We start from the raw sequence: 16,262 nt of genomic DNA, 5'->3' as shown, positions 1-16,262 counted from the left end.
TTTGCACAGTAGGAGTTGATATTTTGAAAATAAACTACCCCGATGGTCGAATCTTTAACAGTCAGCCATCAAAATCTTCTCTGCATACAACTAACGCCAAAAAGAAATTAATTTTTGGTGATCGTGGTATGACACTTGAAGAAGAAATTAATGAAAGCAATAAATATTATCGCGCACACGATATAGCGGTAATATATAAGAAACCAACACCAATTCAAATCGTTAAAGTTGATTACCCTAAACGAAGCAAAGCCGTCATTCGTGAAGCTTACTTTCGCCAGGCATCAACCACTGATTACAATGGTGTCTATAATGGTTATTATGTTGATTTCGAAGCCAAGGAAACGAAGAATAAAAATACCTTTCCTTTAAAAAACTTTCACCAACACCAAATTGACCATCTAAAAATGTGTCAAAAACAAGGTGGTATCTGCTTCGTTATTATAAAATACGTTGAATTAAAACGCTATTTTGTAATGCCTGCGGATGAAATCTTCATTCATTGGGATGCTCAGTTCGACGGAGCCAAATCAATTCAGTTAAAAGATATTGAGAAAGGTTCAATCGAAATCAAAGCAGATTATAATCCTACTTTACCCTATATTAATGCTGTTCAACAGTTAATCGAAAGTGGGAAGGAGAAAAAATGAAGAAAAAGAATACTAGTGTAGTAACATTCAAGAATATTCTGAAATGGTTCGCAGCAATAATTGCTGTTCTAGCGGGAATATTTTTGTTCATCTTCGTCTATTATGCATTCAGTGCTCCTTCAATTAGTCAGGAGAATCTCCAAAGTGGTGGTTCTTCAACGATTGTTGATTCAACTGGAAAGCAAATTGCGTCTCTAGGAGATAACAAAAGAAATTACGTGACGATCGATAAAGTTCCCCAACAAATGGAAGATGCGGTCGTTTCAATTGAGGATAAGAACTTTTACAATGAGCCCTTAGGAATTGACCCTGTCAGAATTGTTAAATCAGCTTTTAACAATATTACCCAAGGGACCTTGCAAGGTGGAAGTACGTTAACTCAGCAATTAGTTAAATTAACCGTCTTCTCTACTGAAACTAAAGATCAAACTTTTAAACGTAAAATGCAAGAAGCTTGGTTAGCTATGAGGGTTAGTCAAAAGTTTTCTAAGCAGCAGATTCTCGAATTTTACATGAACAAGGTTTACTTGAACAATGGTATTTACGGTATTGAAACTGGTTCTAAATACTATTATGGCAAGAGTCTTGATAAATTAAGTTTGGCCCAAATGGCAATGCTTGCTGGCTTGCCAAATGCTCCAAGTAATTATGATCCATATACTCACCCTGAAGCTTCAAAGAACCGTCGTGATTTAGTAATTCGCGCAATGTATGACAATAACAAGATCACTAAGGCTCAGGCAGAGGAAGCTATTAACACGCCAATTTCTTCAGGTTTACAACCTTATAAAAAAGTAAGTAACAGTAATAATCAGAAACGAATCATCGCTGATCCTTATATTAAGGAAGCCATTACTGAAGTGAAGAAAAAAGGCTTTGACCCTTATCGTGATAATTTGAAGATTACCGTTAATATGGACTATGCAGCACAAAAACGTCTCTATAACATCGTTAATTCATCAAATTATGTTGCTTTCCCCGACTCTAAACTACAAGTTGGGGCTACGGTAGTTAACCCTAATAATGGTAAAGTGGTTGCTATGATCGGTGGTCGAAATCTTGGTAACGTTCAATTTGGTTTAAACCGGGCTGTTCAAACTGGTCGTAGTAATGGTTCAACAATGAAGCCACTACTCGACTACGCTCCAGCGATTGAAAATCTCAATTGGTCAACTTACCATCAACTAGAAGATACTGAATATACTTACGCTGGAACTAATATTCAATTGAAAGACTGGGATGAAAAGTACGAAGGTCAAATGAGTATGAGAAAAGCCTTGGTAAATTCTAGAAATATTCCGGCGATTAGAACTTTGGAAGCTGTCGGCTTATCAAATGCTGAAAAGTTTGTCAAAAATCTTGGTCTCAACATCACGGATACGGGCTTATCAGTCGGTATTGGTGGTAACGTTTCGTCACTTCAAGGTGCTTCCGCCTATGCTGCTTTTGCTAATGGCGGAACTTATTACAAGCCTTACTACGTTTCAAAAATCGAGACTGCTGATGGTATCACCCATACCTACAGTAAAACTGGTAAGACGGCGATGAAAGATTCTACAGCCTACATGATTACCGATATGCTCAAAGGTGTTCCAAGTACTTATGCAACTTACGCCAATATCTCCGGATTACATCAAGCTGGTAAGACGGGTACAACTAATTACAGTTCAGAATCCATTGCACAAAATTCTGCTTTGAGTGGAACTGCCAAAGATTCATGGTACAACGGATATACGAAGAATTATTCAATCAGTGTTTGGACTGGATATGATTCTCCAAATGAAAATGGTATCTCCTCTACTTACCAAAGCGTTGCTGGTAAAATTTATAAAGCTGAAATGAGTTACTTAGCTGAAAATACTAACAGTAATCCTAATTGGAAGAGACCTAGTTCAGTTGTCATGAGAAGAATTGTTGACAACGGTTCTGAAACGCCAGAAGTCTTGAAACCAGGTAGCTCGCAAAGCTATACCAAGGAATTATTTGTCAGAGGACATGCTCCATCTAGTTCATATAAAGAATCAGATTACACTTCATCTAGCTCAACACATTCAAGCAGCAATGAAGTAACTACAAATAATCATTCAAGTAGTTCATCTGAATCAACCGACTCAGAAAATGACAATACTGAACAAGATAGTTCTGATAATAGTGATGGTACAAATTCTGATTCCGACAATACAACGACGGATCACAACGATACCAATACGAATAATTCAACTGATCAAAATAACAATAATACCAGTGATACGAATAATAGTAATAACAATAATTCTAACGGTGGAACAACAGATTCAAATACCGGTGGGAATACTGGTAATACTACTGATAACAATTCTAATGGTGGTACTACCAACAACAATAACAATACTGGCGGAAACTCAAACAATGGATCAACCACTAATAGTGGTGCAACAACTAATGGTTCATCTAGTTCCTCTGGTAGTGTGACACAAGCTCAATAACAGATTCAAAAGGCATGACGAAAATTCGTCATGCCTTTTTGTGATATTAAAACACATTTACTCAGTGATAAAGTATCGTACTATAATTTTTTCCCCTTTATTTTCTTTTTGTATTAAATTTGGTTGAGATGACTTATCAAAATCTACTTGATAAGAAATATTTTTTGGAATTTCCAAACAGAAATTTATTCCCTTTTTTGATCTTTGCCAGGATGTTTTGACAATTCCAGAAATTGTTTTTAACTGACAATCAAAATTTGATATATCTTTATCGAAAAATGGATTAATTATTAAATCCGAGCATCCTATCGATTCATCACTAATCTGTATTCCACCTAAAGCTTCGTAATACCACTGAATGTAACTGGAAAACATTGCATGATTGGCAGAAGAATGCTTTTCGACGAATAACTCTGATAAAACTTTATTATCATTTTTTAGCATACTATAGAATCCAATTTTACTTCTCTGCTTCAACCATTTGGAAACAATTGCATCACAGTGATTTTCATGTAGAACTCGATAAAGGACAGCCATTCCATAAATTCCCGCCGTAAACACGTAATCATCTGCTTTAATTTTTTCGATTAAAGAATGAAGTAATACTTTTTTGTTTCCTAATCCAAGTAACAATGAGAAAGCTAATCCAGTTTGTGTATTCTGGCCTAATGTACCATCAGAATTGGTGAATTTTCGTTCAATTTCTTGAATCAAATTAATCTTATTTGCTTTGATTTGTTTGGCATCAGATTCACGACTTAAAATACATGCTAAACGCTCCATTAATATATCAAAACTAAGAATGGTACAATACCCCACTAATAGTTTATCCGGCGTCTTATCATAAAAGCTCTTAACTAAGATACTCCCATGATCGCCAATACAATCGTTAGCTAAATCTTCTATTGGTATATTTGACAAATAATCGTATTGCTTTTTCGCATAGCGATAATACTTCTCCAGTAATAACTTATCCCCATAAAATTGGTAATGCTTCCAGAGAAGATATGGCAGAACCAATTGCCAAAGAATTGGACCTTCTCCTTGACCTGTACCATTAGTTTGAATTCCCATGTATGGAGCAGTTTCAGGAATTCCTCCATTATCAGTTTGTTCAATTACAAAATCATCGATTATTTTTTTGTAAAAATTCTTTAAATCAAAACTATATAGATTTGAATTTGCTAAAGCAACAATGTCACCACCATACTCTAATCTTTCGCGGGCACAGTCCTCAAATACAGAATGAACATTATTCAATTTGGTTCTAATACCTGCATCTAATAACTGATTATAAAATTTGTCATCAGTATTCATCTGACCAATTTGTTGTAAGTCCGTATGAACATAAATAGCCTTTATATCCGATAATTGCTTTCTATCTAATCCGGAAATCAAAACATATCTAAAAGAGTGAAATGTAAATTTGTTCTCAAAGATTTGAGTACCATTTTTACAATCGATTATATCTTGTTGGATAGCCTTCTTAGGGGCACCTGGACCACCATCAATTTGTGGAATTTCTCCAATATTTCCTGCGAATGAAGTATTGAATAGAAGTTTCCCATTTTTCATAGTTTCACAATATTTGAGTAAAATTTTCTGACCATCGTGACCATTGATTTGTAGATGGAGGAAACCGCTTATTGTCTCCCCGAAATCAATTAAGATATCGTTTTTAACTGTCAATATATTAACTGGTTCAACATTTTTTAATTTCTTTATTTTAGGAATAAAACTACGTTTCATATTTTCTTGATCTACATTATCTAATGGTAATGAAATAACTTTTTTTGCATTTGACAATGACTTCGAAAAATCAACATGTTCACCTAAGTACAAGTTATTCGTTTTAAGTCTTCCTGAATAAACGGACCAGTTTTGATCTGTTCTCAAAATCACTTTATCTTCGGCTAACACATCAAGAACAAACTTTGGTTCTCCAATACGTGGCAAACGTTCACGCAAATTATATTTACCAAATAATCTTAATGGGGCAGGATTATACATCCCGTTACCTAATTCCACTTCAATTATATTTGTACCCTTTTTGAGCAGCTGAGTAATATCATATTCATCAAAATAGATTCTCTTAGAATAATCAGACCAATCAGAATTCAATTCAAAGTTTCCAACGCGAAGTCCATTAATATGCACGATATAATAACCTAAAGAAGCTATTTTTAATAACGATTTTTTTACATTTGTAATTTCAAAAATCTGGCGAAAAATTGGGTTAGGATTTTGAAAATAATAGTTTTTATCACTTAATCCATAATCATTTTTGGGTGCTTGAATCCAAGTACCATTGAATTCTTTATCTGGCATCTACTTTACTCCTTTCTCCGCTTTGTTTTCCTCAGTAATGATTTCTTTATCGGCAACTTTTACAAATGGAAGCCAAACTAAGATTACTGCAACAAAACAAATTAATTGGAGAACAGCTCCAGAAATACTACCTGTTACTAAGTAACCACTTATCACAATAGGTGTTGTCCAAGGGACCTGTACTAAACCTGTTGGTAACGGAACCAAGTGAAGGGCAAAGGCTGTGTACGAAATAACAATGGAAACAACATTACTGAATAGAAGTGGAATAAAATAAGTGACATTTAGCATTAAAGGAATACCGAACAAAGTTGGTTCCCCAATATTGAATAAATATGGAATTCCGGCAACTTTTTTCATTTCACTGTAACGATGACTATGGGCAATTAAAATGATGGCAAAGATTGAACCAATAACTCCAATGCTGGCGAATCCATCCCAAAAACTTTGGGAAATTATATTTGGAATAGCTTGATGTGCTAGACTTGCTGTTTTATTTTCATCTTGTAAAACTTGAAAAATTGGTATCATGACACCATTTACGATGGAATCACCATGAATTCCAAAGAACCATAACAATTGACCAAACATTTTAACTAAAATAATACCAATTAACGAACCACCCATTTCTTTTAGAGGTGTTCCTAAAATCATATTAAATAATTCCAGAGCACTCATTTTAGCAAAGTTATCAAGAATTAATCTAAATACCCAGAATAATGTAATGACAACAAAAGATGGAATTAACGATTCAAATGGTGACGATACTGCAGGAGGAACTGATGCAGGCATTTTAATTTTAATACCCTTACGATCAATTGCTCTATAAATAACTGCTACAGCAATAGAAACTAAAATTGCTAAAAAAATTGATTGAGCACCAATGGTAGTTATTTCTAAGAAACTGCCATTTTTAGTAGTTTTGTAAGGAGTTAATACCATGAAACTAACGACCGAAGTAAGCATGACTTGCATACCATTAATTTTCATTTCATCAGCCAAAGTTCTTGAAACTGCTAAAAGGACTAAGAGACCTCCTATTGCTAAACTCGCATCATTGACAATTGCCAATTTAATGGACCATTGTGCAACAGACAAATGGAAAATTGAAGCCATCCAAGAATTAATACTTGGAACTGGAAAATTACCAATGATCAAGAAAACGGAAGTAATAACCGTAAACGGCATATATGCTAACATTCCGTTTTTAATTGCATTTATATAGATATTCTTATTGAAAGCCATAGATAATTTACCTAATGAAGATTGAAACTTTTCAATAATATTACTCAAAATAATGCACTCCTTTGATATGTTTTTCTTTATGATGCTATAATAACAAGTAATAAACCGCTTACACAATGTAGCAATCTATTTTAAAAAGTATCTTTTTTTGATATCTATGGAAAGTGAAAAAATGAATTATCAACAATTAAGTAATTTTTTGAAAAGCAGATCAACTTTTAACCATGCTTCAAGTGAAGATGTCATAAAACATTTTCAAGGAAAATATAAAACAGTACCTTATAAAAATGAGCAAATGTTTGTTTTTAACAATCAACGTCCCTTTGGACATAGCAGTCATTTAATCCAATTACACAAAAGAAAAATGAGCAAAATTCCTTATCATACTTATCATTTTATAGTCGTAACTTATGTTTATGAAGGACAGATAACAATGTTGATAGAAGGAAAAACAATCACACTAACTAAAGGAGATTTAATTATTCTTGATAAATTTGTCCCCCATTCTGTACAACCAACCTCAAAAAATGATTTGGGAATCAACATCATTTTAGATAACAAGTTCTTTGAAGACACGGTAATAAAGACAAGTGAGGATAGCTCTCTTCCCTCATTCATGATAGAGCTTATGAGTCATCAATATAAACATAATCATTTTTTATTATTTTCAACAGATAAACTGCCGATTGTTAGAAATTCAATTCAAAATATTTTATGTGAAGATTTAGATAAAAGCACTTTTTCCAATACAATAATTGACAATTATATAATGATCATCTTCATGGTACTAATTCGATTAAAACCAATCGAAACAAATTTTATAAACTCAGATCCACAAACTCAAAAAATCATCTCTGAAGTAAATAACTATGTTAATAAATATTATCAAGAAGGTGAACTGAATAAGTTATGTCAACAAATAAACTATAGTCCCTCTCATATCAGTAGAGTTATCCATCAAAATACGGGTAAAACTTTTAAAGAGTTGATAAACATTAGAAGAATGGAAAAAGCCAAATTGCTTTTACAGGATAAGTCACTAACAGTTCACGAAGTCGCTGAAAAGGTTGGAATTTACAACATGACTAACTTTTATAAAAGGTTTAAGTTATTTACCGGTAAAATGCCAAAAGAATATCGCGATAAATTAAAATAGTACGGCCCATATCAAATGTATGGATCGTACTATTTTTTTAATTTACTTATTTATTTTCTATTTCAAGAGCCTTGTTATCATCGTATTTAAAGAATGGATAATAAAAAATGAAATGGATTGCAACTGCAACAACGGTTATTAATGCGAAGATGAATCCACCCTCAGCAAATGCAGTAATGATTGGAGGTGTAATCCATGGAAATCCTAATTGGAATGCCGGATTAATACCAAATTTGATCAAACTATAAATCCCCCATCCAATCAAAGCTGCTACTGGTTGAGAAAGAATCATAGGGACAAAATAAATTGGATTCATTACTAGCGGAACACCAAAAATTATAGGTTCGTTATTATTAAAAAGCATGGTGAATTTTCTCGCCATGCTTTTTGCATTTATTTTTGTAAATGATAACTTCCTGAAGTTAGAATCTTTTTCTCTTTATCGGGCCTTATAAACTCCACAGTACATTTGTTGGGCACTGTTATGTCGATAGACCATTCGTTATTATTCAAATATGAATATTTTATCTTTAACTGGCCATTGGGAGTTTCTAATGAGCCGGAAATCATTTTAATGACATTAGTATAATGAGGTCTAACTATATATTTACCATTAACATTAGTAAGATTTATTCCTAACATTTTTTCAATAATAAAGTCTTCAACCGATCCATAAGCATAATGATTCAAACTATTCATATCTGTTCCACTAATCTTCCCGTCTTCCAACAAGGAATTCCAACGTTCCCAAATAGTCGTGCTACCACGATCAACCTCAAATAACCAACTTGGATATTTTTCTCTCATTAATAATTTATAGGCTAATTCATCTTGACCAACATCTGCTAACGAATGTAATAACTCTGGTGTACCAATAAATCCAGTATTCAAAGCATCATCATTCTTTGAAAGCAATTCTTTCAATTGGGAAATTAAATGACATTTTGCATCATCATTTGGATACAATTGATGATTTAATACAATTGCTATGCCCGTTTGTGTCAATGGCTTAATATTTAATTCATTACTATCAAAGTATTTGTCAATGATTGCCTGCTTAATTTGTCTAGCTAATTGATGATATTGATTATTAGGTTCCTTTAATATATCAAAAGCTCTCGCTAAATTGTTTGTTGAACGATAGTAATAAACGCTAGCAATCAAACCAGGATCAGTAGCTCCAATAGAAATGTTACCATTATCAAGTGATAACCAGTCACCTAATTGTTGATCAAAGTCCCAAAGATGTTTATCGCCATGACTGATATCTCGTTGATGAACAAAGTCCACCCAACCTTTCATAATAGGTAACGAAAATCTTAAAAGACCTTTATCATGATAATGATTCCAAAGATTCATTGGCAAAATGGTTGCCACATCACCCCAAGTTGATGCTCCATTTGTAACTAAGAATGGATTGATACCCTTAAATGGCTTTATTTTTGGATAAGGTGCAAAAAATGGAATAGAGCCATTCATTTGTTTTTGTTCCAAAGATAAATTATAAAGATAATTTGCATAGAAGGCTCTCATATCACTATTATACATAGCCGTATTGGAGAAAATCGTAACATCTCCAGTCCAACCCATTCTTTCATCACGCTGTGGGCAGTCAGTCGGGATACTTACTGAATTATCACGTTGACTCCATTGGGCATTTTCAACTAAGCGATTAATTTTTCTATTTGAAGAATTAAAACCGAAAGTTTCATCAATCTTACTTTGAAGTGTATAAGCTCTGACTGATTGTATTTGTTCCTTGTTTAAACCTTCAATTTTAATAAATCTAAAGCCAAAATAAGTAAAGTGAGGACGAACATAATGGTTCTCATGATTATTATTAATTTCAAACTCTTGCTTTGCGGTTCGCAAGTTTTTATTATAAAACTTACCATTTTGTAAAAGTTCTCCAAAATATATTTTGACATTAGATATATTTTTGGATAACCCAAATTCAACCCAACCAGTTATCTCTTGGCCAAAATCTACTACCCAATCATTGTTCTCATCAAGAAAAATTTTTTTTGGTTTTAATGACTTACTTTTAACAATTGGCAAATCATGCCTTGCAGTCAATAAATGTGTATCGTCATTAGTAGTGATTTCTAATTTAGATTTTGCCTTTTTATAATTAATAACTTCGCCATCATAAATAGAGTTGTTTTGTACTTCTGTAGTTTCAACCGACCAACCCTTATTAGAATTAATCGCTTCGGATGATCCATCAGTATATTTTAAATGAAGTTCAGCAATCATCTTTTGCTTATCACCATAAATATTTTCTTGACCACCCTCAAAAATAAATCTACCTTTATACCATCCATTGCCCGTTAAAATTTTCAATTTATTTTGTTGCTTTAACTGATTTGTAACATCAAAGGTTTGATAAGAATTTACTAAATCATAGCTGTGATAGCCTGGTAATAAATATTCATTGGATATTTTTTCATCGTTCAAGTATGGTTCATAAAGACCGTATCCAACAATATAAAGTCTGGCTGACAAAACCTTTTTTGAGATATCAAATTCTTTAGAGAATTGAACACTATTCTGTGATTTACCATTATAACTAATCCATTGACCAGTCCAAGATTGATCCATCTTTGCCGTCTCAAAAAGACTAATAGCTTCAAATTCACCAATTTGCACTTTCCAATAATATCTTGTGCAAGGTTGTAAGAAATCATTGTTAATGGTGATTTGATTGTCAACGGCAGTAACATTTTTTTCAACGACTATATTGTCAAAATCTTTATCTTTTGAAACAAGCAATAATGTCGTACTCGAATCTGTGACTGTAGTTTTCCAAGAAAATGTTAGATAAGGAAAACTGTATCCAAGAGGTTCACTGATACCATTAACCTTTAAGTTATCAATTTTCATTCTTCATCAACTCCTTTAACTTTAGATTTCTGCAATATGGATCAGTTGGTGAAACCCCTTTGAATGAACTTTCACCGACCAATTTGTTAACTGTTGCATCAATAAAGTGCGTGTAATTACAATATGAGTTAATCAAAGTTTCAATCATCGGTACATCGAAGTAGTGATAAGGATTTCCAAAACTTACTAATAATGTTGGTATTTCTTTGGCAAACCAAGGTAAATTGTTTCCTAATCCATACAACGTTTTCCAATTAATTCTCGCGGTTGTTTGATTACTTGCATTTTCAACATTTGCGACATAAAGAACTAAATCATACTTAGATTTGAAATCTTCAACAGAATCCAAATCGACAAAATTCGTTTCTGGTTGATAAACTGTGACTTGAAATCCTTTTTGTTGCAAGTCATTAACGACACGTTTTTCTACACGTTTATTTGAATCAAATCCACCGAGTATTTCTAATAATATTCTTGAGATTTTCTTAGGATTCAAAGGCAAGATTTTCTGATCATCACGTACCAATGTTATGGCTTGGTCAGCAACCGCTGATTGTTCTTGAGAATAATCTTTTAAATTCGTTTCAGGAATAGTAACTCCTTGATTAAGATTCAAGGAAGCCTTCGTTGCCAAAATTCTCATAACCGCTTCATCTAATCTTTCTTGTGACAATAAACCGTGCTTCAATCCCAATTTCATAAATTTCACATCTTCAGCAAAATCACGATTGAATAGGAACATGTCACAACCATTTTCAATTGCAGTTGGTACAGCTTCTTCTCGTCTCATAGCACTTGAAAAACCAACCATTGGTGTTGCATCAGTAATTATCAAACCATTAAAATTTAAGTCTTTACGTAACAATCCTCTCAACAAACTCTTATTTAATGATGCCGGAATCTTGTTACCACTATATGCCGGGAAATCAATATGACCTATCATAACTGATTTTGTACCAAATTCAATTAAATCTTGATAGATTTTTCCATATGTTTTTTTCCAAGATTCAAGTGGTAAGGAATTGATTGAAGTTAATAAATGCTGATCTCTCTCATCCACCCCATCACCTGGAAAGTGTTTAATAGAAGTCATCATATGGTTATCATGAAACGCCTTAATAAATTGTTTAGCATTTAAAATGATTTTATCTGGTTCATCACCATAAGTCCTAACATTCATAATTGGACTATGAAAATTGAGATCCAAATCCACTACTGGCGCAAATCCCCAATTAATCCCAACTGCTTTAGCATCTTGAGCCGCAACTTTACCTAAATCATAAGCAAATTTAGGATTGTTTGTAGCACCAACTGCCATTTGTTGTGCAAAGTCACTACCCTCAATAACAGCACCTGTACCACCATATTCCAAATTAGCAGGGGTTAACAATGGGATAGTAGATTTCTTCTGTGCATATTTAAATGCTGAGCGAATTTCATCAATGTGACCACTACGGAAAAATAATCCCCCAATGTGTTCTTTCAACAGTTGATCTAAATAATGCGGATCACTAGAATAACCGATTGGTACAAATAATTGACCTACTTTTTCATCGTTGGTCAAACTATTGAAAGTGTTTTTAACCCAATTAATTTGATCTTCTTTTAAATTAAAAGGTTTTGTTTCTAAATCTATCATGTTAAATCTTCCTCAATTTTAATGTGTTTGTGATAATTGTTGTGAATTTTGATTACGATTGAATGCTAATGCAATAACAATGATAACTGTCAAAAGAATAATTACCCAACCAGCATTACGTAATGAAATCAATGCTGTTCCACCTAAAGCACTAGCAAAGAATGGAGCAACGAAAGATCCTAGGTTTGAACCAACTAAAACTAGAGCATTGTTTAATGGAGCGGTCTTAGTTGTAGACATCATATTAATTTTAGTAAAGATATAAGGAACAGCCATACCACCAAATAATCCACTCAAACCACCTAGAACAGCAATCATTACGGTATTTGTAGAGAAGGTCATCAAGATCATTGTGATACCACTCAAACCAACACCAAGTGGTAAAACATTCTTCTTGAAGAATTTAAATGCCATTCCGAATAGAGCACCACCAATCAATTGAGCGAAGCCTAAAATACTAATAGCAGTACTTGCTTGAGTTGGAGTACCAATACCAGTCTGAACATACATAGAAGCCAATTTGATATATGAAACCATTGCGCAAGACATATAAACCAAAAGTAATGCTGCCAATGAGATTGCAGTTAACAATGCACCTTTAGGAGCTACTTCGTTAGAATCACCCTTTTTCTTATTGTCCTTCTTTTCGACATTAATATTTTGGTTATTTTTCATTACTTTTTCTGGTGAAGGGACAAAGATAATAAATAAAACTAATGTTGGAATAAATAATAGGTATACCCAGTATGCAGCGTGCCAACTAATTTGTAATAATTGGCACGCTAAAAATGTCATAACGGAAACACCGACACTAGCCACGGCACTTCTCCAACCCATTAAGTTGGCTAATGTATCTCCATGAAAAAATTCACCGATTAAACTAATGGCCAATGGGTTTGCAAGTCCAATACCTATACCTAAGACAGCACGTGAGACCATAATTGCCATAAAATTACTTGAAAATGCTGGAATAATTGATGAAACTGCGGCAACTGATAATCCTAAGACAGCTGTTTGCTTTTGACCAATCCATTTAGTGATAAATCCACTAACTAAAACAAAAAATGTAACAAATATAGAAACAACTGTTGTAACTAATTCAACATGAACCTCTGATTGTTGTGGGAATGCACTAGCCATCTGCGGAATCGCACCCGAAATGGCACTTGCAGCCTGTTCAACAATATTTAATGCTAACAAAGAGATAATTAACATCACTTTTCTGAATCCTTTTGAATATGATTGCATATTCTTTCCTCCTAATTTAATTTCCTTATTTGATTACAAAAATAATTGTAACAGCTTACATTTTAACCGATTTGTACTATACTATTTTTTGTTACATAATAATATCATTATATGGAGGCGTTTTCATTTTATGAATCAATTCAGTAAAGAAATGCTAACCATTTTTCATAAATTAAGTAATATTCAAATTTTTTTGTATAACAAACACTTGGAAAAAATATCTTTACGCATACCAACTGCCGCAAGTCCACCATCATCCGAATATATGAGAGTTCTTAAAAGTGCTTATGATTCAGATTACCAATATCATATTTTTATTATTCAACGATCAAATTTAATTGGCTTAATACAATTAGATGATGGATTCATTATTTTAAGACAACAACCACTACCGATTTATTCAAGTAAACAGATAAATACTAATCTAAATCTAGATGTTCAATTTCTTCCTAAAATGATTGCATTAGTTCAGCAATTATCCTTTGATGTACTAAATAAAATACCGGAAACAAAAGAGATTAAAATTGTATCTCTAAATTTGAATTTGAAAAATAATAATAATCTTGGTGAATCTATTAAATCTCACAATAGTTATGAGTCTGAAAGACAAATGATAGATGCCATTGTGGTCGGTGATGGTAAAAGGTTTGAAGAAAAATTTGATTCCTTCATTTTTTCTGGTGAGCCGGGACTGTTGACAAAAAACAATTCACTCAGAAATCAAAAAAATCTAGCAATAGTTGCTACCACCCTATTTACCAGAGCTGCATTAAAAGCAGGAATTTTACCTGAAATAGCTTATAAAATGAGTGATTATTTTATTCAAAATGTGGAAAATATGACTAAAATAGATGATTTATATAATTTTATACTAAATATTGGTTTGTCATTTATTAAACAGATACATATATTAAATACAAATAACTTATTACCACTCATTTCAAAAGCTGAAGATTATATTCTAAAGAATTTGCATAATCGGTTGACAATATCTGATATTTCATCTGAACTTGGTATAAGTGAATCATATCTCATGAAATTATTTAAAAACAATTTGGGTATATCAATTGGAACGTATATTGCAAAACAACAAATGGAAGAAGCAAAAGATTTATTGATATATTCATCAGATTCTTTAGACGAAATTTCAATTCATTTGGGATTTACAACTCAAGCATATTTTTCTCGAAAGTTTAATCAAATTGTTGGCATGTCACCAAGTAAATTCCGGTCAAAACATCAAAGTCAATTTTTATAAAAACTACAAAAAGGACAGATTTGCGATTTTACAAATCCGTCCTTTTTAATTATTTGTTAATTTTTTATTTTTTTATTTTATACAGTACCTTCAGCTTCACCAATCTTCTCAATCTTTTTACCAAAACGACTGATAATCAAGATTACAAAGACCGCGGCAGCTAAGATTGCTCCAGCGACGAATGATTCTTCACCGGCTGAAACGTGGAATAAGGAAATAATCATTGGTGCGAACATCCCAGCAACTGATGAAACAAAGGTATTCATTGCAATTGCAACGGTAAATTCTTTCTCATTTGTAAGAACTGATAATTCATAAGGAATTGTGGCGTTAACTAAAACGATTCCGACACCTGAGAACATATTACCTAAGACGTGTAGCACGATATTATTTGTGAATAGAACTAAGACAAATGATAAGACGAAAGCGACAAAGCCCCATGCAATTGTATTAGTCTTAGTGATTTTACGAATATATTTGATCAAAACCGCGGCAATGATACCACCGATATTACCAACAGCTGTGACCATTGCAACGTATGCTGTCCCCTTACCTTTTCCGGCGAGAACAATCGATTGATTAGTCATGAAGATCATCATACATAGTGATAAAACAAAACTGATAATTAAAATTAAGTAAACGTGTTTATCTAGTGAACCAATAATACTCTTGAAATTAGTCTTTTCTGACTTATTATTGCCCTGTTTAGCAAGTTTGACATCTTGTGGAACTAGGAAAAATACCATTAAGAAAATAACAATTGTCAAGGCGTAAATCCAGAAAAGATTATGCCAATCAGTAGCACCTAAAGCACCACCTAAAGCTGTAAAGACCATCATACCAATGTTGTTGGCACCAACAGACCAACCCATGGCCGTGGCACGTTCTTCACCATCAAAATTAGCTTGTAACAAAACTGGAGCGACATTACTAATAAGTCCAGTACCAAAATCAACGAAGATCATGCAAGCCAAAATTAGATTCAAACTGCTTGTGTAAAATACTGGTAACAAACCAGCCACACCGACGAATGCAACGGCCAGCAAGCCAAGATTTTTTCTGGTCAACTTAAATGCTAAATAACTGAAAATGACGGTCGCAATCAATTGACCAAATTGTGGAATTGAACCGATCATTTGAACCTTTGAAATTGGTTCTTTAGGGAATGATTTCGCTATCGCTGCGATTGCAGCACTGACTGCTGATGTTGACATCAACAGTAAATTCATACTTAAAATACCAAGAACTAATGGAATTTTCTTTTTATTCATGTTGTAACCTCCAAATATGTTTACGCTTTCATTTACAAATTAATCATATTCTGAAGATTACCTTTGGGCTATATGCAAAGACAAGCTAATCTATGTTCATTTCACAGATTAGCTTGTCT

The 16,262-nt window shown here is 33.1% G+C and carries 11 protein-coding genes; 4 read left to right on the top strand and 7 right to left on the bottom strand.

All coding sequences use genetic code 11. The features are described from left to right. Nucleotides 1–23 precede the first annotated feature (23 nt). Nucleotides 24–650 (top strand): Holliday junction resolvase RecU, encoded by a 627-nt coding sequence (gene recU, locus EGT49_RS02440; RefSeq protein WP_135371377.1) that lies wholly within the window; start codon nt 24–26, stop codon nt 648–650. Continuing rightward, nucleotides 647–3,115: a transglycosylase domain-containing protein gene (locus EGT49_RS02435; protein ID WP_135371376.1), complete on the top strand. Its 2,469-nt coding sequence runs from the start codon at nt 647–649 to the stop codon at nt 3,113–3,115. The genes recU and EGT49_RS02435 overlap by 4 nt, the downstream gene beginning before the upstream one ends. 57 nt (nt 3,116–3,172) lie before the next feature. Here EGT49_RS02435 and EGT49_RS02430 read toward each other — a convergent pair whose 3' ends face one another. Then, the gene (locus tag EGT49_RS02430; protein ID WP_135371375.1) at nt 3,173–5,443 is read right to left on the bottom strand and encodes a family 78 glycoside hydrolase catalytic domain; all 2,271 of its coding nucleotides are present in this window, start codon (nt 5,441–5,443) and stop codon (nt 3,173–3,175) included. Further along, a complete protein-coding gene (locus EGT49_RS02425) occupies nt 5,444–6,736 on the bottom strand; it encodes a PTS sugar transporter subunit IIC (protein WP_246013783.1) in 1,293 nt (430 codons plus the stop codon). 124 nt (nt 6,737–6,860) lie between these two features. Between EGT49_RS02425 and EGT49_RS02420 the strand changes: the two genes are divergently transcribed. After that, on the top strand, nt 6,861–7,844 hold the full coding sequence (locus tag EGT49_RS02420) for an AraC family transcriptional regulator (protein WP_167849725.1): 984 nt from the start codon (nt 6,861–6,863) through the stop codon (nt 7,842–7,844). 46 nt (nt 7,845–7,890) lie between these two features. On the opposite strand, the gene EGT49_RS02415 is transcribed toward EGT49_RS02420, so the two are convergent. Genes EGT49_RS02415 through EGT49_RS02400 form a run of 4 tightly spaced genes read right to left on the bottom strand, consistent with a single transcriptional unit; the run spans nt 7,891 to nt 13,614 of the window. Then, the gene (locus tag EGT49_RS02415) at nt 7,891–8,208 is read right to left on the bottom strand and encodes a hypothetical protein (RefSeq protein WP_135371373.1); all 318 of its coding nucleotides are present in this window, start codon (nt 8,206–8,208) and stop codon (nt 7,891–7,893) included. Between the two features lie 29 nt (nt 8,209–8,237). Next, entirely contained in the window at nt 8,238–10,727 is a 2,490-nt protein-coding gene (locus tag EGT49_RS02410) for a family 78 glycoside hydrolase catalytic domain (protein WP_135371372.1), read from the bottom strand. Then, nucleotides 10,717–12,366: a glycoside hydrolase family 3 protein gene (locus EGT49_RS02405; protein WP_135371371.1), complete on the bottom strand. Its 1,650-nt coding sequence runs from the start codon at nt 12,364–12,366 to the stop codon at nt 10,717–10,719. The genes EGT49_RS02410 and EGT49_RS02405 overlap by 11 nt, the downstream gene beginning before the upstream one ends. An 18-nt stretch (nt 12,367–12,384) precedes the next feature. Next, entirely contained in the window at nt 12,385–13,614 is a 1,230-nt protein-coding gene (locus EGT49_RS02400; protein WP_135371370.1) for an MFS transporter, read from the bottom strand. Nucleotides 13,615–13,744: 130 nt separating this feature from the next. Between EGT49_RS02400 and EGT49_RS02395 the strand changes: the two genes are divergently transcribed. Then, entirely contained in the window at nt 13,745–14,872 is a 1,128-nt protein-coding gene (locus EGT49_RS02395) for a helix-turn-helix domain-containing protein (protein ID WP_167849724.1), read from the top strand. Between the two features lie 77 nt (nt 14,873–14,949). On the opposite strand, the gene EGT49_RS02390 is transcribed toward EGT49_RS02395, so the two are convergent. Next, nucleotides 14,950–16,143 (bottom strand): MFS transporter, encoded by a 1,194-nt coding sequence (locus EGT49_RS02390; RefSeq protein ID WP_135371368.1) that lies wholly within the window; start codon nt 16,141–16,143, stop codon nt 14,950–14,952. Nucleotides 16,144–16,262 lie beyond the last annotated feature (119 nt).

Source organism: Companilactobacillus suantsaicola, from assembly GCF_004745525.1.
GTDB classification, from domain to species: Bacteria; Bacillota; Bacilli; order Lactobacillales; family Lactobacillaceae; genus Companilactobacillus; species Companilactobacillus suantsaicola.
Note: the sequence above shows the minus strand (reverse complement) of the source record. Positions and strands in the feature narration are given on the sequence as shown.

What these genes read in the sequence shown, in the direction of transcription:
- EGT49_RS02415 (WP_135371373.1), bottom strand. Translation starts at nt 8,208, where the DNA reads ATGCTTTTTAATAATAACGAACCTATAATTTTTGGTGTTCCGCTAGTA.
- EGT49_RS02395 (WP_167849724.1), top strand. Translation starts at nt 13,745, where the DNA reads ATGAATCAATTCAGTAAAGAAATGCTAACCATTTTTCATAAATTAAGT.
- EGT49_RS02400 (WP_135371370.1), bottom strand. Translation starts at nt 13,614, where the DNA reads ATGCAATCATATTCAAAAGGATTCAGAAAAGTGATGTTAATTATCTCT.
- EGT49_RS02410 (WP_135371372.1), bottom strand. Translation starts at nt 10,727, where the DNA reads ATGAAAATTGATAACTTAAAGGTTAATGGTATCAGTGAACCTCTTGGA.
- EGT49_RS02405 (WP_135371371.1), bottom strand. Translation starts at nt 12,366, where the DNA reads ATGATAGATTTAGAAACAAAACCTTTTAATTTAAAAGAAGATCAAATT.
- EGT49_RS02435 (WP_135371376.1), top strand. Translation starts at nt 647, where the DNA reads ATGAAGAAAAAGAATACTAGTGTAGTAACATTCAAGAATATTCTGAAA.
- EGT49_RS02420 (WP_167849725.1), top strand. Translation starts at nt 6,861, where the DNA reads ATGAATTATCAACAATTAAGTAATTTTTTGAAAAGCAGATCAACTTTT.
- EGT49_RS02390 (WP_135371368.1), bottom strand. Translation starts at nt 16,143, where the DNA reads ATGAATAAAAAGAAAATTCCATTAGTTCTTGGTATTTTAAGTATGAAT.
- EGT49_RS02430 (WP_135371375.1), bottom strand. Translation starts at nt 5,443, where the DNA reads ATGCCAGATAAAGAATTCAATGGTACTTGGATTCAAGCACCCAAAAAT.